The 16,061-nt window shown below is 64.0% G+C and carries 17 protein-coding genes; 10 read left to right on the forward strand and 7 right to left on the reverse strand.

Features of this window, described 5'->3' with window-relative positions; all coding sequences use genetic code 11:
* Positions 1 to 115 precede the first annotated feature (115 nt).
* Positions 116 to 1,231: a glycosyltransferase gene (locus Q3Y64_RS07565; RefSeq protein WP_303560664.1), complete on the forward strand. Its 1,116-nt coding sequence runs from the start codon at positions 116 to 118 to the stop codon at positions 1,229 to 1,231.
* Positions 1,228 to 2,244: a glycosyltransferase family 9 protein gene (locus Q3Y64_RS07570; protein ID WP_303560665.1), complete on the forward strand. Its 1,017-nt coding sequence runs from the start codon at positions 1,228 to 1,230 to the stop codon at positions 2,242 to 2,244. The genes Q3Y64_RS07565 and Q3Y64_RS07570 overlap by 4 nt, the downstream gene beginning before the upstream one ends.
* A gap of 49 nt (positions 2,245 to 2,293) precedes the next feature.
* Here Q3Y64_RS07570 and Q3Y64_RS07575 read toward each other — a convergent pair whose 3' ends face one another.
* Together Q3Y64_RS07575 and alaS are read right to left on the reverse strand one after the other, a co-directional pair.
* Complete coding sequence (locus Q3Y64_RS07575) at positions 2,294 to 2,596, reverse strand: hypothetical protein (protein ID WP_303560666.1); 303 nt, start codon at positions 2,594 to 2,596, stop codon at positions 2,294 to 2,296.
* A complete protein-coding gene (gene alaS / locus Q3Y64_RS07580) occupies positions 2,596 to 5,244 on the reverse strand; it encodes an alanine--tRNA ligase (RefSeq protein ID WP_303560667.1) in 2,649 nt (882 codons plus the stop codon). The genes Q3Y64_RS07575 and alaS overlap by 1 nt, the downstream gene beginning before the upstream one ends.
* 190 nt (positions 5,245 to 5,434) lie before the next feature.
* Between alaS and Q3Y64_RS07585 the strand changes: the two genes are divergently transcribed.
* The 8 genes from Q3Y64_RS07585 (at position 5,435) to Q3Y64_RS07620 (ending at position 12,890) form a co-directional block, all read left to right on the forward strand.
* Complete coding sequence (locus tag Q3Y64_RS07585; RefSeq protein ID WP_303560668.1) at positions 5,435 to 6,124, forward strand: energy transducer TonB; 690 nt, start codon at positions 5,435 to 5,437, stop codon at positions 6,122 to 6,124.
* 36 nt (positions 6,125 to 6,160) lie between these two features.
* Positions 6,161 to 6,910, forward strand: coding sequence for a MotA/TolQ/ExbB proton channel family protein (locus tag Q3Y64_RS07590; protein WP_303560669.1), 750 nt, complete (start codon positions 6,161 to 6,163; stop codon positions 6,908 to 6,910).
* 2 nt (positions 6,911 to 6,912) lie between these two features.
* A complete protein-coding gene (locus Q3Y64_RS07595; RefSeq protein ID WP_303560670.1) occupies positions 6,913 to 7,338 on the forward strand; it encodes a biopolymer transporter ExbD in 426 nt (141 codons plus the stop codon).
* A gap of 128 nt (positions 7,339 to 7,466) precedes the next feature.
* A complete protein-coding gene (locus Q3Y64_RS07600) occupies positions 7,467 to 7,913 on the forward strand; it encodes a copper resistance protein CopD (RefSeq protein ID WP_101941958.1) in 447 nt (148 codons plus the stop codon).
* A gap of 119 nt (positions 7,914 to 8,032) precedes the next feature.
* Positions 8,033 to 8,338 (forward strand): hypothetical protein, encoded by a 306-nt coding sequence (locus Q3Y64_RS07605; RefSeq protein WP_101941959.1) that lies wholly within the window; start codon positions 8,033 to 8,035, stop codon positions 8,336 to 8,338.
* 101 nt (positions 8,339 to 8,439) lie between these two features.
* Positions 8,440 to 9,114 carry a response regulator gene (locus Q3Y64_RS07610; RefSeq protein ID WP_101941960.1) on the forward strand — a complete coding sequence of 225 codons (675 nt, stop codon included), beginning with the start codon at positions 8,440 to 8,442 and terminating at the stop codon, positions 9,112 to 9,114.
* Positions 9,111 to 10,466, forward strand: a complete 1,356-nt coding sequence (locus tag Q3Y64_RS07615; protein ID WP_303560672.1) for an ATP-binding protein — start codon at positions 9,111 to 9,113, stop codon at positions 10,464 to 10,466. Before Q3Y64_RS07610 ends, Q3Y64_RS07615 begins: the two co-directional genes overlap by 4 nt.
* 174 nt (positions 10,467 to 10,640) lie before the next feature.
* Positions 10,641 to 12,890 (forward strand): bifunctional diguanylate cyclase/phosphodiesterase, encoded by a 2,250-nt coding sequence (locus tag Q3Y64_RS07620; protein WP_303560673.1) that lies wholly within the window; start codon positions 10,641 to 10,643, stop codon positions 12,888 to 12,890.
* Positions 12,891 to 12,921: 31 nt separating this feature from the next.
* Here Q3Y64_RS07620 and Q3Y64_RS07625 read toward each other — a convergent pair whose 3' ends face one another.
* From Q3Y64_RS07625 to Q3Y64_RS07645, 5 genes are all read right to left on the reverse strand, one after another.
* Positions 12,922 to 13,380 carry a bacterioferritin gene (locus Q3Y64_RS07625; RefSeq protein ID WP_101941963.1) on the reverse strand — a complete coding sequence of 153 codons (459 nt, stop codon included), beginning with the start codon at positions 13,378 to 13,380 and terminating at the stop codon, positions 12,922 to 12,924.
* An 11-nt stretch (positions 13,381 to 13,391) separates the two neighbouring features.
* Complete coding sequence (locus Q3Y64_RS07630; RefSeq protein WP_303560676.1) at positions 13,392 to 14,660, reverse strand: DUF2325 domain-containing protein; 1,269 nt, start codon at positions 14,658 to 14,660, stop codon at positions 13,392 to 13,394.
* 136 nt (positions 14,661 to 14,796) lie between these two features.
* On the reverse strand, positions 14,797 to 15,408 hold the full coding sequence (gene rpsD, locus Q3Y64_RS07635) for a 30S ribosomal protein S4 (protein WP_101941964.1): 612 nt from the start codon (positions 15,406 to 15,408) through the stop codon (positions 14,797 to 14,799).
* A gap of 128 nt (positions 15,409 to 15,536) precedes the next feature.
* On the reverse strand, positions 15,537 to 15,728 hold the full coding sequence (locus tag Q3Y64_RS07640) for a hemin uptake protein HemP (RefSeq protein WP_216821697.1): 192 nt from the start codon (positions 15,726 to 15,728) through the stop codon (positions 15,537 to 15,539).
* Between the two features lie 10 nt (positions 15,729 to 15,738).
* Complete coding sequence (locus Q3Y64_RS07645; RefSeq protein WP_101941966.1) at positions 15,739 to 16,038, reverse strand: hypothetical protein; 300 nt, start codon at positions 16,036 to 16,038, stop codon at positions 15,739 to 15,741.
* Positions 16,039 to 16,061 lie beyond the last annotated feature (23 nt).

The following is a 16,061-nucleotide window of genomic DNA, read 5'->3' on the forward strand; positions in this document are numbered from 1 at the left end:
GAGTTTTTGCGATGCGCAATGATAGCCTATGGGCCAGATTTCCCATTCCGCTGACCGGACTTTACAATCCCCGGCCTTGCGGGCGCTTCAGTCCGCTGCCGGAGGACTATTTCCCATGCCAGACGCACCCGTGCGCCATGTCCTGCTCGCCATCGATTCCCTCACCGGTCGCGGTGCCGAGAAGGTGGTGGTGAATCTCGCTGAAGCACTGGTCAACATGGGTCACAAGGCCAGCATCGTGATCTTCGAGGACGTGGTTGAGTTCAAGCTCGATCCGCGCGTTGCGCTCTACCGGCTGGAGCCGCAGCTGCGCGGCAAGTGGCGCTTTCTCAGCGGCCTCACCGATCTCGAAAACCGCCGCCGCTTCAAGGCTCTGCTGGCCCGCATCGAAGCGAAAGACGGGCGGGTCGATCTGATCCTCTCGGCCCTGCCGCGCATCGACCGCATCCTCACCGGCCTGCGCGATGCGCGCATCCATCATGTGATCCACAACGCCCTGTCGCTGCAGAACGGCATCCGCCATGCCGGCTGGCGCAAGCGCTTCTCGCGCACCCGTCACCTCAAGCGCGATTACGACCGGCGCCAGATCATCGGTGTATCCGCCGGCGTGGTCGAGGATCTGATCGAGCACTGCCGGGTACGCCCGCGCGCCACCCGCACCATTTACAACCCCTTCAACTTCGACGAGATCCGCGCGCTCGCGGCCCAGCCTGCCGAGTTGCCGGCGACGGACTACATCCTTCACGTCGGCGCCTTCACGCTCAAACAGAAGCGCCAGGACCTGCTCCTCGAAGCCTTCGCCCAGGCCGACCTGCCCTGCAAGCTGGTGTTGCTCGGCAAGGGTAAGGATGAAGCGAAGATCCGCGCCCTGATCGAGCGGTTCGGGCTGCAGGACAAGGTCATTCTCGGTGGCTTTCTCGCCAACCCTTACCCGGTGATCAGGCAGGCGCGCATGCTGGTGCTATCGTCCAATTACGAAGGCTTTGGCAATGTGCTAGTCGAAGCCCTCGCGCTGGGGGTACCGACCATCGCTACGGACTGCCCCTCGGGCCCGGCCGAGATCCTGTCGCAGAGTTTCCCTGAAGGCCTGGTGCCAAGCGGTGATGCCGCTGCACTCGCCCAGCGCATGCGCCAGTTCCACGACAGCCCGCCCACCGTACGCGCCGACGCCGTCGAGCGCTTCTCAGCCCCTCACATCACCCGCGAATACTTGACCCTGATCCGCTCATGAAAATCCTCATCCTCAAGCGCGACAAGCTCGGCGACATGCTGCTCACTACGCCGATGTTCGCCCTGTTGCGCCAGCACTTCCCCGGCGCACGGATCGACGTGCTGGCCAACACCTACAATGCCTGGGTGATCGACGGCAACACCGATGTGAGCCGCGTGTGGTCCTACCAGCGCGTCAAGGAAGGCGGGCGCATCCACTGGCGCGCGGCCTTCGCCCAGCTGCGCCAGACCCTGGCCCTGCGTGCAGAGGAATACGACTGGGTCATCGTCGCCAATGGTGATGCCTCACACCGCGCGATCAAGCGCGCGGCCTGGCTCGGCGGCTGCAATCTGGTGTCCTACACCGATGCGAAGAACACGCACCGCAAGGTCAATCATCCGCTCGAAATCCCACGCCAGATCCACGAAGCCCGGCGCATGGCCAATCTGCTCACGCCACTGGGCATCACGCTGCCGGAGGAGTTGCCGCCCCTGCGTTTCCACTTGCCGGCTGAAGCCCAGACCTTCGCCACGCAATGGCTGGCCGAGCAGGGCCTTGCCCCCGGCGGCTACCTCACCCTGGGGCTCGGTGCACGCCGCGCCAAGAAACAGCCCACCACCGAGCAGATCATCCGCTGGACGCGCCACTTCCATGAAGCCTGGGGCCTCAAAACGGTGTTCATGTGGACCCCGGGCAAGAGCGACAACCCGATGTATCCCGGCGACGATGAAACCGCCCAGCCGGTGCTGGACGCCAAGCTGCCCTGGCTGGTGCCCTTCCGCGGCCCGCTCAAACCCGCGCTGGGGCTGATCTTCAATGGCCGCACCAGCCTGTTCCCGGACAGCGGCCTGATGCACTTCGCCGCCGCCAGCCCCGGCGGCGTGCTGGGTTTCTTCGCCGAGACCGACGTTTCGCCCGCTCCGGCGCAATGGGGGCCAGTCGGCCCGCGCGCGCGCTGGCTGGAAGCCCCCAAGGCAGTCTCGCAACTCGAAGACGCCGCCGTTTTCGCCGAGCTTGAAAGTCTGCTGAAATGAAAAAACCCGGCCACTGACCGGGTTTTCGCTCACTCATGCAAAGAGATGCTCAGCGCGTCTTTGGACTCAGGCTGCCACGGTTGTAATCCTTGTCGCCCGGCATGATCGTGCGGCCGACGCCGAACAAGCCGCCCTGCGCTTCAACCGGGCGGGTCTTGTTCTCCGGGTATTCCTCCGCAACTTTCCGGGCCGCCTCGGCCTTCTTTGCGTCGACGAATTCCCAGCGGCCATTCGGATGCAGCAACACCTTGTCGCCACTCGCCGTCTGCGCTTCCAGTGGCGCGCGCTCCGACTCCTGCGCCTGAACCGCGCAGGGAAGGAGGCAACTCAGGGCTATGAGCAGGCTGCGCATCAGGCCAGCTTGCTCGCCACCCAGGCTTGAACACCGGCCAATGCGGCCGGCAGTGCGGCAGCGTCAGTACCACCGGCCTGGGCCATGTCCGGACGCCCGCCGCCCTTGCCGCCCACTTGCTGGGCGACGAAGTTCACCAGATCCCCGGCCTTCACCTTGGCAGTGAGGTCGGCTGTCACGCCGGCAATCAGGCTGACCTTACCCTCATTCACGGCAGCCATCACCACCGCAGCGGAGCCGAGCTTGTCGCGCAGCTTGTCGACCGCTTCACGCAAGGCAGGCACGTCAGCGCCATCGAGCAGTGCCGCCAGCACCTTGATGCCATTCACATCAACAGCCTGCTCGAGCAGGGCGTCACCCTGACTGCTGGCAAGCTTGCCCTTGAGCGCGGCAATCTCCTTCTCGAGGCTGCGTACATGCTCCAGGGTCTGCGCCAGCTTGGCCGGCACTTCACTGATCGGGGCCTTCAGCACGCTGGCTACTTCGCCCAGCGCTGCATCGCGGGCCAGCACGTAGTTGGTGGCGTTCTCGCCGCTCACGGCCTCCACGCGCCGCACACCGGCCGCCACGCCACCTTCCATGACGATCTTGAAGAAGCCGATATCGCCGGTGCGGGCCACATGGGTGCCGCCGCACAACTCGCGCGAGGAGCCGATATCCAGCACGCGCACCGAGTCACCGTACTTCTCACCGAAGAGCATCATGGCGCCGGTCTTCTGCGCATCCTCGATGCCCATCACGCGGGCCTGGGTCTCGGCATTAGTGAGCACTTCGCGGTTCACGATCTGCTCGACCTTGCGGATCTCTTCATCGGTCAGCGGCGCATTGTGGGCGAAGTCGAAACGAGTCTTGTCGGCATCAACCTGCGAGCCCTTCTGCTGCACATGATTGCCCAGCACTTCACGCAGCGCCTTGTGCATCAGGTGGGTGGCGGAGTGGTTGCGGGTGACGGCCGCACGGCGGTTACCATTGACGCGCGCGTCGATGGTGTCGCCGACGCGGATTTCGCCTTCCATAACGCGGCCGTGATGGCCGAACACGTCAGCCTGGATCTTGAAGGTGTCATCCACACCGAAGCCAGCCTTGCCATTCATCATCCATCCGGCATCGCCGCACTGGCCGCCGGACTCGGCGTAGAACGGCGTGGTTTCCAGCACCACCACCGCATCATCACCGGCGCGGATCACTTCCACCGGGCTGCCATCCACATAGAGCGCGGCAACCTTCGCATCTTCGACCCAGATCTTCTCGTAGCCTTTGAAATCAGTCGGCACGCCGCTGTATTCGAGGCCCTGGGCCATCTTGAACTTGCCCGCCGAACGCGCCTGCTCACGCTGGCGATTCATGGCGGCGTTGAAGCCGGCCTCGTCGACCGCCAGACCACGCTCGCGCAGCACATCGGCGGTCAGATCCAGCGGGAAGCCGTAGGTGTCGTGCAGCTTGAAGGCCAGCTCGCCATCGAGCACCTTGTTGCCACCGAGATCGCCCAGCGCGGTTTCGAGGATTTCCATGCCGTTGGCAATCGTCAGGAAGAAGCGCTCCTCTTCCTGCTTGAGTACTTCAGTCACCCGGCGCTGCTTGGCGACCAGCTCCGGATAGGCCTTGCCCATCTCGGCAGTCAGCGCGTCGACCAGTTTGTAGAAGAAGGGAGTGCGCGCACCGAGCTTGTAACCGTGACGAATGGCGCGACGAGCGATGCGGCGCAGCACGTAGCCACGGCCTTCGTTGCTCGGCACCACGCCGTCGGTGATGGTGAAGGAACAGGCGCGAATGTGGTCAGCAATCGCCTTGAGCGAAGGAGAATCCTTGTCCACATCCTGCCCGCCCGCCGCTTCGACTTCACGCTTGGCGGCCGCCATCAGGTTCACGAAGAGATCGATATCGTAGTTGGTCGCCACGTTCTGCAGCACGCGTGCGAGGCGCTCGAGGCCCATGCCGGTATCCACGCTGGGCTTGGGCAGAGGCTCCATCACGTAGTTGCCGTTCTCGTCGATGCGACGATTGAACTGCATGAACACGTTGTTCCACACCTCAGTGTAGCGATCGCCATCTTCATCAGGGCTGCCCGGAGGACCGCCGGCGATGCTCGGGCCGAAGTCGTAGAAGATCTCGGAGCACGGGCCACACGGGCCGGTGTCGCCCATCATCCAGAAGTTGTCTGAAGCGTAGCGCGCGCCCTTGTTGTCGCCGATGCGCACCACACGCTCGGGCGGCAAGCCGATTTCCTTGGTCCAGATTTCATAGGCCTCGTCATCCTCGGCATACACAGTGGCCCACAGCTTGTCGGCCGGCAGCTTGAAGACTTCGGTCAGCAACTCCCAGGCGTACTTGATGGCGTCCTGCTTGAAGTAATCGCCGAAGCTGAAGTTACCCAGCATCTCGAAGAAGGTGTGGTGACGCGCGGTGTAGCCCACGTTCTCCAGATCGTTGTGCTTGCCGCCGGCGCGGATGCACTTCTGTGCAGTGGCTGCGCGCGAATACGGGCGCTTGTCGAAGCCGAGGAAAACATCCTTGAACTGGTTCATCCCGGCGTTGGTGAACAGCAGGGTCGGATCGTCGCCGGGCACCACCGGGCTGGAGGCCACGATCTGGTGACCCTTGGATTCGAAGAAGTTCAGGAAGGTGGAGCGGATGTCTGCGGCTTTCATGGGCGGGGCCGTATCGAAAAAGCGTTGGGAATCAAGGGGCGTGATTCTACCCCGGATGCTCGCAACGGCGCGAGCCGCCGCCCCGTCAGCGGCGGATGCGGAAGGGCTTGACGCATTGCACCGCAACGAGAATAATTCTCAATAACAAGTTTTAACTTCTTGCGCCAGCCTGCGCTGAAAGTCGCCAACCATGAACGCCCCCGCCCTCGTTCGCCCTTTATTCTCGGAACGCAGTCTGAGTCTGGCTGTCGTGATCGGCTTTCATCTGCTGGCCGGCTTTCTGCTGCTGCGCCTGGCTCAGCCGGTGATCCAGCAGATGCTCGGCAGCAGCGTGCAGATCGAGCTGATCGCCCCGCCGGCACCTGAATTGAAGGCACCCGAGCCGCCCAAACCTCTGCCGCCCAAGCCGCAACAGCGTGTTGAACCCGTCAAGCGCACGATTGCTCCGCCCCTGCTGCAGACGCGGGCGCCCGTCACGGCCAATACGCCGGTCATCGAGGCGGCGCCCACGCCAAAGGAAGCCACACCCGCCGTCACCGACGCAGGTGCGCCGCAGGCTGCACCGGGGCCGGTCAGCGCTCCCAGCCCGGAGCCTGTGCAGGCGCCACGCTTCGATGCGGCCTATCTGCAGAACCCCGCACCAGCCTATCCCTCGGCCTCCCGCAATCTCGGCGAGCAGGGCCGTGTGCTACTGCGGGTGCAGGTCGGTGAAGATGGCCGCCCCTTGCAAGTGCTACTCGACACCAGCTCCGGCTATCCGCGCCTTGACCGCGCTGCGCGCGAAGCCGTCTCCAACTGGCGCTTCACGCCCGGCTCACGCGGCGGCAAGCCGGTCGTCGACTGGGTGCGCGTCCCCGTGCTGTTTGAACTGAATCGCTGACAATTTTCCCTCCTCCCCGCTTCCGAGAACAACATCATGCAAACCCAAACCACCCTGGGCTTCGCCCACTTCCTGGCCCAGGCTGACGGCCTTGGCAAGACCCTGTTCGTGATCCTGCTGACGATGTCGGTGGTGTCCTGGTACTTCATCATCACCAAGGCCATTTCAAAGTGGCGTCAGCGTCGTGAATCCGGCCGTTTCGTGGATCTGTTCTGGAACGCCAGCTCGCTGGAAGAAGTACGCAACGAAATCACCACCCACGGCGCCAATGAACCCTTTTCGCACCTGACCAGCCACGCCCTGTTCGCCCGCGAACACCATGAGCGCACTGGCGGCGGCAAGCTCGGCGAAGCCGGCGGTCTGGGCGACTTCCTGACCCGCAGCATGCGCAAGGTGATCGACGAGGAAACCGCCAAGCTCGAGAACGGCCTCACAGTGCTGGCCACCGTCGGCTCCACCGCCCCCTTCGTGGGCCTGCTGGGTACGGTGTGGGGCGTGTATGGCGCGCTAGTGTCGATCGGCATGAGCGGCGCCGGCACGCTCGACAAGGTGGCCGGCCCGGTCGGCGAGGCGCTGATCATGACGGGCCTGGGGCTCGGCGTGGCGATCCCGGCCGTGGTGGCCTACAACAGCTTCACACGCCATAACCGCCTGACCCTGTCGAGCCTCGACGCCTTCGCCCACGACCTCTTCGCCTACCTGACCACCGGTGCCCACGGCCAGCAGACCCCGGGTCGCCTGGCCGGCATCGGCAACAAGCTGCGCACGCTGGCGCAAGGAGTCTGATCATGGCCTTCGGCGGATTTTCGAAAGAAGCCAATACCAGCCCGATGGCGGAGATCAACATGGTGCCGCTGATCGACGTGATGCTGGTGCTGCTGGTGATCTTCATCCTCACTGCTCCGCTGCTGACCCACGCTGTGAAGGTGGAGCTGCCGCGCACCTCCAGCGAAGAAAACAAGATCCAGGCCGAGCGCATTGAAATCGCGCTGACGCCCGAATCAGAAATCTTCTGGAACGGTGAGAAGCTCGATCAACCGACACTGGAAGCCCGCATGAGCGCTGCCGGCGCTGCGGTGACCGATGCCGCCAGCGCGCCGGAGATCCACCTGCGGGCCGACAAGACCACGCCTTACGACGCCGTCGCCAAGGTGATGGCCGCCGCAGCGCGCGCGCATCTGTCCAAGATCGCCTTCGTCAGTCAGCCGGAGTAAGTCCGGGCAGCATGCACACACAGCGGCTCCACGGAGCCGCTTTTTTTTGCCCGCGCAGCAGTGACATCCCGTCGGCATGACTGCGCAACCTGTGCTTGAATGCGGCTTTGTGCCAAGGAGAGAATACGATGTACAGATATGTCCTGTTGGCCCATATCCTCGGCGCCTGCGTGTGGACCGGCGGCCACCTGGTGCTGGCCATCGCGGTGCTGCCAGAAGTGATGCGCACACGTTCGGTGGAACGCCTGCGCCAGTTTGAGGGCGCTTTCGAGCGTGTCGGCCTGCCCGCCCTGCTGATCCAGCTTGCCAGCGGCCTGTGGCTTGCCTACACCTTCCTGCCCAACCCGCAGCAATGGCTGAACACTGATCTGCCGCTGAGCCGCGCGATTCTCACCAAGCTGACACTGCTGGGCTGCACCGTGCTGGTGGCCGCCAATGCGCGCCTGCGCATCATCCCGCGTCTGACCCCGGAAAAGCTGCCGCTGATGGCCGCTCACATCCTCGCCGTCACCACCCTCTCGGTGCTCTTCGTGCTGAGTGGTGTGGCGATCCGCACCGGTTGGTTGTTCTACTGAAAACATACTCGGCAGAAAACCCGCAGATTTAAGTTTCCGCTAAGTCTTGCTCCTTAGACTGGGCTCCATCGACTGGCACACAGCCAATCGTTCTTCCCCCAAAAAACAAGGAGTTCATCATGCAAATCAAATCCCCCCTGCTGATCACCACCCTCGGTCTCTCCCTGCTGGCCCTCACCGGTCAGGCTTCGGCAGCCAGCGTCAGCACCGAACAGCTGAAGTCCATCAACGCCGGCCAGAGCCGCACCGAAGTGCTCAAGAATCTGGGCAAGCCGGACGCCACCCCGCGCTGGGCGGATGGCACCCAATCCCTGGTCTACCCGGTGCGCAATGGTGACTCGCCGAGCACCCGCGCCTATGTCACCGTCGGCGCCGGTGACAAGGTTCTCAGCGTGCAGCTGGACGACGACGGCGGCACCAACTGATCCCTGCCTGGCCACCACAGCCCGTGCCCGCGCACGGGCTGTCGCCGTTCACGGCGGGCATGACTACGCCGATAATGAAGCTTGCCCCGCTGGAGAAACCGATGCGCCTGTTGCTGGTAGAAGATGACCTGATGATCGGCGAGTCCGTACTCGATCTGCTGCGCGACGACGGCTATGCCGTCGACTGGGTGCGCAGTGCAGGCATGGCCGACAGCGCGCTGGCCAGCGGCACTTACGACCTGATCCTGCTCGACCTGGGCCTGCCGGACCGCGATGGGCTAGAGCTGCTGCGCGCGCTACGCGCACGCAAGGAGCGGGTACCGGTGCTGATCGTCACCGCACGGGATGCCGTACCGGCCCGCGTGCTGGGCCTGGATGCCGGCGCCGATGATTACATCGTCAAACCCTATGACCTGGACGAGCTGCTGGCGCGCATCCGCGCCCTGCTCCGGCGCAGTGCCGGGCGCGCCGAGCCGGTCTACGAATACCAGAATGTGTGCATCAACCCGGCCACCCGCGAAGTCACGGTCGATGGTCAGCCGGTCCTGCTCTCGGCACGCGAATGGGCCGTGCTGGAGCCGCTGCTGGCGCGCCCCGGCATGATCCTGTCGCGAGCCCGGCTGGAGGAAAAACTCTTCAGCTGGAAGGATGATGTGAACAGCAATGCCGTAGAGGTCTACATCCACGGTCTGCGCAAGAAACTCGGCGCCCAGCTGATCCAGAATGTACGCGGCGTCGGCTACCTGATCCCCAAAGAACAAGGCTCTGCGCAATGACCCCGATCCGCTCCATCCGCACGCGCCTGCTCCTCATCGTGGCGCTGGTGATCGGCCTTGCCACCCTGGCACAAGCCATCGTCGCCTATCGCGTGGCCCTGAACGAAGTCGACACCATTTCGGACTTCTACATGTTCGAGATGGCCCGCGCCGTGCATCGCAGCATGCCGGACACCAGCATGCCGGACACCACCCAGATCGTGCCGATGCCGCCGAGCAAATCCCTGCCAGCCAACGAGAGCAACTGCTTCACGCTGAAGGTCCGGCGCACCGAGAACACGGAGCGCCCACCGGGCACGCGACCCGAAATCCTGCGCCACTTCTCGCAACGCCAAGACGGCCCGCAGACCCTCAGAGTGCTGGAAGTGGACGTACCGGGAGCCCACATCGAGGTCTCCCACGATCTCGCCGTACGCGCCCAGACGGCCCGAGCCCTGGCCTTGCGCACCATCCTGCCCATCATCATCAGCGCCCCGCTGCTGCTGCTGCTGATCGCCTGGGGCACCACCCATACCCTCGCCCCCTTGCGGCGGGCGCGCCGGGAAATTGCTGCGCGCGAAGCCAATGACCTGCAACCGCTGAGTACAGCCTGCGTGCCGGAGGAAGCACTGCCCTTCGTCAACGAGATCAATGTGCTGTTCACCCGAATCAACGCCGAATTCCGCGCCCGCAATGAATTCGTGGCCGACGTTGCACATGAGCTGCGCTCACCGCTGGCGGCACTCAAGCTGCAGGTCCAGGGGCTGCTGCGCGCCCAGTCACCCGAAGCCAAGGCCCTTGCGCAGGAACGCGTGCTGGCCGGCATCACCCGCGCCACCCGGCTGGTCGAGCAACTCCTCGTGCTGGCCCGGGAAGACGCCGCTCGGCCCGGCCACAACATCACCACCCTGCCCCAGGTTGCGCGGCTCGCCCTCTCCGACGTACTGACCCAAGCCCAGGCGCACCAGATCGATCTGGGCGCGGAATTGCAGGAGCAATTGCCGGAAGTGGTCTTCACCGTGCGCGGAGACGCCGAAGCCCTGCGTACCTTGTTGCGTAATCTGCTCGACAACGCCATCAAGTACAGCCCGCGCGGCGGTATCGTGACCCTGAAGCTCGCCCGCGAAGCGACGCATATTGCCCTGAGCGTGGAAGACAATGGCCCCGGCATCGCCCCGGAAGAGCGCAGCGTGCTGTTCGAGCGTTTCCGTCGTGGCCACAGCGGGCAGGATGCTGGCGGCAGCGGCCTCGGCCTCGCCATCGTGCGTACCATTGCCACCCGCCAGGAAATCGACATCCGCCTGGACCGCTCGGAAACACTCGGCGGCCTCGCCGTACACCTGACTTTTAAGCCCGCGGACGCAGACGCCTGATCCGCGCCAGGCGGCGGAACCGTGCTCCCGGGCCGGCCTTTGCGCGCACCCGGAGCCCCCCTGGGAGCCCAGCAGACCCAAAAGCTGATTTTCTTCAAGTAAATCAGTGGCCAAGCCGCTAAAGCTGTCTGATCCGACGCTTTCCGAGCCCACTCAGAACACAACCTGCCCACGATGTATTCCGGCATCCACCTTTCCTTGCTGGCCGATCTGGCCTTGGGCTCCATCCTGATCTTCCTGTGGGTGGTGCGCCGCAGTGATCGCCATGCGCTCTACTGGGGTGCTGGCCAGATCATGCTGGGCGTAGCAGTCAGCCTCTGGAGCTTCAAAATCCAAGGCCTGTGGGAAACAGCCCTGATCGCCATAGCCGGCACAGCAGGGCTGCTGGGTTACGTGGCCGGAACCCTGCATTTCTGCGCGCACCCCATCCACTGGCGCCAGCAATTGATGACCTGGGGCTTGTACGCCCTGTTCCTGATCGGCATCGCCCTTATTCTCCCCAACCTGAGCTATCGCCTAGAGTTGCTGGCGCTTTCAGGCGTGCTCGGCTGGTGTGCCTGGAAGCTCTCGCGGCGCAAACACGTCTACCTCGTAGTCAGCCTTTTTTTCGCGCTGCGTGCCTTCCTGAACCTGATCTTAGCCAGCGAGTTCCTGACCCATGTGAGTCTGGATCTGACTTTCGCGATCAATTTCATCCTGAAAACCGGCTCGATCCTGGGGCTGATCCACGCCGTCCTGCATGAAAACTCGGAGCGCTTTCTGGCCACCCTGAACGGCCTCGGCCACGGCTTCGTGATTCGCGATGCGGACGGCATCATCCGCTTTGCCAGCCAGAAACTGATCCAGTACACCGGCAAGACCAGCGCAGAAGTGTTTTTTGGCAAACACATCTCCGCCGTCACGCACAGCCGATCCGTTGAGCAGAGCGCCGAATGGTTCCGCCAGGTCACCGCACCCGGCACGCGGCTGCCCTGCATCGACGAAGCGCTACACAAGCGCGAGGATGGTGTGGAAATCCCGGTTGAGATCATCAGTGTGCCCTACGAAGATCGTGGCCAGACGCTGGTGCTGAGCCAGATCATCGACATCCAGGCGCGCAAGGCTCAGGAGGCTGCGCTGCAGCGCAGCGCGATGCTCGACGAAGAGACTGGGCTGTTCAATCGCAGCACACTACGCCAGCTACTCGGCGGGTTGCTCGAAGACAGCGCGACCTCCGGTCGGCATACGGCCTTGCTGTTGATCGATATCGATCACTTCCGGCGCATCAATGAAACCCTCGGTCATTCGGTGGGTGACCAGTTGTTGCGTCTGGTCGCCACCCGGCTGCAGGGCCTGCAAGGGGTGCACGACATCCTGGCACGCTTCGGCGGTGACGAATTCGTGCTCGTAGTGCCGGATCTGGACCCTGCCAGTGCCGCGGAAGAAGCCGATCACTTGGCTCGCCTGCTCCTCCTCACACTGGCCACGCCCTTCCCGCTCGAACCGTTCAGGATCACCCTGAAAGCCAGCATCGGGATTGCCTTCGGCCCCAGCCACGGGCTCGATGCCGAGAGTCTGTTGAGCGCCGCCGACACTGCCCTGCACAGCGCCAAGGATGCTGGCCGGAATCGCTACTGCGTGTTCGAAGCGCAGATGAGCGCCCAATCCCGCGATGCTCTGCTGATCGACGAAGCCCTGCAGCAAGCCATCGCCCGCAAGGAATTCCGCCTCGTCTATCAACCCATCGTGGAAGCTCGCAGCCGGCGCCTGTGCAAGGTTGAAGCACTGCTGAGGTGGACAAACCCCACGCTGGGTTTCGTCCCCCCGGACCGCTTCATTCCGATCGCCGAGGAAAGTGGCCAGATCGTCGACATCGGCACCTGGGTGTTGCAGGAAGCCGCGCGCCAGGCCCACGCCTGGGCCGGACAAGTCGGAGCGCCGAGCTGCATCAGCGTGAACGTCTCGGCGGCCCAACTGACTGATCCGGATTTCATGGCCACGATGGAGGACGCTCTCGCGCGCAGCGGCGCCGCCGCAAGCATGCTCGAGGTCGAGATGACAGAGCGGGTGCTAATCGAAGAGGCCGACACCGTCATCCGGGTCCTCGAAGCGCTACATGCCAGAGGGCTGGGCTCATCGCTCGATGACTTCGGCACCGGCTACTCGTCGCTGAGTTACCTCACACGCTTTCACCTGCGCACGCTGAAGATCGACCGCGCCTTCGTGAACGGCATCGAGCATGACGCACGCAACCTGGCGCTGGTCCGCGCGATCATCGCCATGGGCCACAGCCTTGGCATGCAGATCGTTGCCGAGGGCGTGGAAACCGAAGAACAGGCCAGCATCCTCGCCGATCTCGGCTGCGAATACCTGCAGGGTTATCTGATTTCGCGCCCGGTGCCGCCGGGTGAGCTACCCGGCCTCACGACCGCCACAGAAACCTGATGGACTGCTGGCGGCGCTAGCCGGCGGCGGATCATCCGTCGTGAAAGGGATCCAGGTCGCCGGGCTTGCGCAGCATCTTGTTCACTTCATCCAGATGCAGCTCTTCGGCCACGATCATCTCGCGGGCATATTCCTCGAGCAGCACCGATTTGCCTTCGGTGATCTTGAGCAGCTCGTAGTAGCCCGCCAGCGCGTTCTTCTCGTGCTCAAGGCTCTCGCGCAGGATGTCGCCAATGTCGTGCTGCTCGGTTTCCAGCAGGGCGCCAATCTTCAGCGAAGGATGGCCCCCCATCAGCGTCACCAGCTCACCGGCCTTGTGAGCATGGGCAAGTCCTTCCGAAGCGTTGTCCTTGAGCCAGGAGACGATCGGGATGCGGTTGTAGCCGTACACCATCAAGGAGTAGTGGGTGTAGCGCACTACGCCCGCCAGCTCGGTTTCCATGATGCGGTTGAGTGCGGCAATGGCTTTCTTGGTATCGCTCTTGTTCATAGGGGGCTCCGTCAGGTCTGCTGCATGCCGGCAGTCATCGCGCTGCCGCTTACTGCAGTCTGGACCTCATCCTGACTCTCTACAAGCGCGTCGCTCAGCAGGCAGCGCAGGCCGCGGGCCAGCCCCGCCGCACTGGGATTCTCGACGAAGGCACAGCGCTTGCCGGTGCGCTTGCAGTGATCCTTCACGCGCCAATAGGCGTTGTGACTGATGCAGCCAGTCTGGCAGATCACCAGATCAGCCGCGCCGAGCGCCGAGTCGAGCTGGCCGAAGCGATCCTCCACACCGCCATCGTGATGCAGGAACTGGCCCCCTGCCTGCTCGATGAGCTTGCGATAGACCACCACCACATTCTCGCGGCCGCCCACACAGAGAATGCGATGGCCTTCCAGCGAAGCCTCCGGTGCCCCTTCGTCCGGCAACACGCTCGTGCTGGCAAGTGCCACGCCGGGGGCCGGGGCACTCAGGGCGGCGTCGAGCTCCTTGCGCAGGCGGGCATTCTCAAGGCACAAGCGCGCATTGCGCTCCTCCTGATACATCAGCTGATGCTCCAGGCGACGCCGTGCGGCCTGATCCGGCACCGCTGCGCGCAGGGCTTCGAGTTCTTCGCGCAGCGCGCCGAGCTCGGTGTCACGACTGATGACTTCACTGCGCGTACGGATCAGCTGAGCCTGCAATTGCTCGAGCTCACCAGCCTTCTCCTGGCTCTGCCGCTCGCAGCGCTGCTGAGCAGTCGCCAGGCTGCGGGCGAGTGCCGCGTTCTCTTCCTGCAGGGCACGGTAATGCGCGATATCGAGGCGCAGCGAGGCTCCCGCCTGATGCTGGATCATGTGCATCTGCTGGCTGATGACTTCCGCCAGGATCGGATCACAAGCCGGATGGGTCAGCGTGGCCCACAGCGCGCCGGCTATTTCGCCCGCCGCCACAGCCTCTTGCCAGGCCGCCTCCAGGCTTACCCGATCCGGCAGGCGGCGCAGTGCCTTCACGATGGTGGCGTGGCGTTGATCAAGCTCATCTTGAATCGATTCGGCCAGCCGGTTGCGGCTACGCCCCATCTGCACGGCCGCCGAGTGCAGGGCATAGTCATCCAGCCGCGCCATCTCCGGTGCGGCCTTCACGGCCAGCCGGCGCAGCACTGCCATGGGCAGGCACACCCCGATCACCGGGCAATGCACATGCGAGGCCAGCTCCCACAGCCGGCGCCGCTTCGAACCCTGTTTCAGCACCACCGGCTGGGCGGCCGTGGTGAAGGTCTGCTTGATGAAGTGGGTGCTGAACATGAGAAGTCCTCCAATCGTGACGCCACGGGCCAGAGTGCCCATTCCGTTACAGGCTGAAGCCGATCGCGAAGACCTGCCACTGACAGTGGCAAGGCGTGGCGTACTCGCCAACGAGCGGCTTGGCCCTGCAGCGGAATCAGAGACGTTGGGCGTAGTACTCGACCACCAGCTGCATTTCCAGCGGGAAGGGAATGTCGGCGATATCCGGCAGATGGCTGACGGTGGCCTCGGCCTTGGCCTCGTCAAAAGCCAGCCATTCGGGACGCGTCAGCGCCAGATCGGCGAGACTGGCTTTCACCACCAGCAGCTCGCGGCTCTTCGGGCGAATGCTGATGACATCACCGACACGGGTGCGGAAGGACGGGATGTTCACCGGCTTGCCATTGACCAGCACATGGCTGTGATTGACCAGCTGACGGGAGGCCGGGATGGAGCCCGCAAAGCCGGCGCGGAAGACCACGTTATCCAGACGCCGCTCCAGCAGCTCGGCGAGCTTGGCGCCGGCGGAATCGCGCGAGCGCCGCGCATCGGTCACCAGGATGCGCATCTGGCGCTCGGTGAGGCCGTAGTTGAAGCGCAGCTTCTGCTTTTCGAGCAGCTGCAGGCCGTAACCGGACTTGCGTTGCTGCTTGGCGCCGTGCTGGCCGGGGCGCTGATCGCGATCGGCGATGGTCTTGCGCGACAGGCCGGGGAGATCAACGCCGAGTGCACGCATGACTTTGAGACGGGGGCCGGTGTAACGGGACATATTTGTTTCACTCCTTGCAAAGGGCATGTGGATGACGGGGCGTCAACACGCCCTGCCATGCAGGATGGATGTTCATAGCCGCAGCATTCCCCATCCTGCAAAGAAGGCTGCGGCAGTCATTCATTGGCTCACTTGGTGAGAATCAGCTTTCCGTTGCGCGTGGCACGCAGGGTGTAATGCATGCCCTGATGCTCGATGACCAGGGTGCTGGCGCCACCGAGCAGACTGCGACTGGAAACGATGGTTTCGCTGGCAGGCAGTGAAGCTGCGGCGGAGGCGTTGCGCGGCAAGGGCAGCGCGGGAGCGAGTGCGGTGCTCATGGGCGTCTCCTCAGTGCAGCACGGCATGCTGGGCGCGTTCGGCCAGGGCTCGACGCTGGGCGGCTTCTTCATTCTTGCGTGCCTCCAGTTCGTTACCGAGGCGATGCCACACATCGGCCAGCTCATCGCAAGTGCGGGCCAGCAGCGGATCGGTATCTGGCCGCTCAGCAAGCGTATTGAGGTGCTGCACCAGGGCGCGGGCCTTGGCGCTGCTCATGCCGTGGGCGGCGGAGCAGCTCAGAAGATGCAGCGCGGCCGCCATCAGCACGGCAGGGCGGGCTTCGGCGAAGTCGGGGTCCAGGTTGTTCATCTGCTCACTCCTTGGGGAATTTC

The organism is Uliginosibacterium sp. 31-12 (assembly GCF_030548425.1).
GTDB lineage: Bacteria > Pseudomonadota > Gammaproteobacteria > Burkholderiales > Rhodocyclaceae > Uliginosibacterium > Uliginosibacterium aquaticum.

Bases quoted from the DNA above. Each gene is read 5' to 3' on its own strand.
- Q3Y64_RS07565 (WP_303560664.1), top strand. From the start codon at position 116: ATGCCAGACGCACCCGTGCGCCATGTCCTGCTCGCCATCGATTCCCTC.
- Q3Y64_RS07570 (WP_303560665.1), top strand. From the start codon at position 1,228: ATGAAAATCCTCATCCTCAAGCGCGACAAGCTCGGCGACATGCTGCTC.
- Q3Y64_RS07575 (WP_303560666.1), bottom strand. From the start codon at position 2,596: ATGCGCAGCCTGCTCATAGCCCTGAGTTGCCTCCTTCCCTGCGCGGTT.
- alaS (WP_303560667.1), bottom strand. From the start codon at position 5,244: ATGAAAGCCGCAGACATCCGCTCCACCTTCCTGAACTTCTTCGAATCC.
- Q3Y64_RS07585 (WP_303560668.1), top strand. From the start codon at position 5,435: ATGAACGCCCCCGCCCTCGTTCGCCCTTTATTCTCGGAACGCAGTCTG.
- Q3Y64_RS07590 (WP_303560669.1), top strand. From the start codon at position 6,161: ATGCAAACCCAAACCACCCTGGGCTTCGCCCACTTCCTGGCCCAGGCT.
- Q3Y64_RS07595 (WP_303560670.1), top strand. From the start codon at position 6,913: ATGGCCTTCGGCGGATTTTCGAAAGAAGCCAATACCAGCCCGATGGCG.
- Q3Y64_RS07600 (WP_101941958.1), top strand. From the start codon at position 7,467: ATGTACAGATATGTCCTGTTGGCCCATATCCTCGGCGCCTGCGTGTGG.
- Q3Y64_RS07605 (WP_101941959.1), top strand. From the start codon at position 8,033: ATGCAAATCAAATCCCCCCTGCTGATCACCACCCTCGGTCTCTCCCTG.
- Q3Y64_RS07610 (WP_101941960.1), top strand. From the start codon at position 8,440: ATGCGCCTGTTGCTGGTAGAAGATGACCTGATGATCGGCGAGTCCGTA.
- Q3Y64_RS07615 (WP_303560672.1), top strand. From the start codon at position 9,111: ATGACCCCGATCCGCTCCATCCGCACGCGCCTGCTCCTCATCGTGGCG.
- Q3Y64_RS07620 (WP_303560673.1), top strand. From the start codon at position 10,641: ATGTATTCCGGCATCCACCTTTCCTTGCTGGCCGATCTGGCCTTGGGC.
- Q3Y64_RS07625 (WP_101941963.1), bottom strand. From the start codon at position 13,380: ATGAACAAGAGCGATACCAAGAAAGCCATTGCCGCACTCAACCGCATC.
- Q3Y64_RS07630 (WP_303560676.1), bottom strand. From the start codon at position 14,660: ATGTTCAGCACCCACTTCATCAAGCAGACCTTCACCACGGCCGCCCAG.
- rpsD (WP_101941964.1), bottom strand. From the start codon at position 15,408: ATGTCCCGTTACACCGGCCCCCGTCTCAAAGTCATGCGTGCACTCGGC.
- Q3Y64_RS07640 (WP_216821697.1), bottom strand. From the start codon at position 15,728: ATGAGCACCGCACTCGCTCCCGCGCTGCCCTTGCCGCGCAACGCCTCC.
- Q3Y64_RS07645 (WP_101941966.1), bottom strand. From the start codon at position 16,038: ATGAACAACCTGGACCCCGACTTCGCCGAAGCCCGCCCTGCCGTGCTG.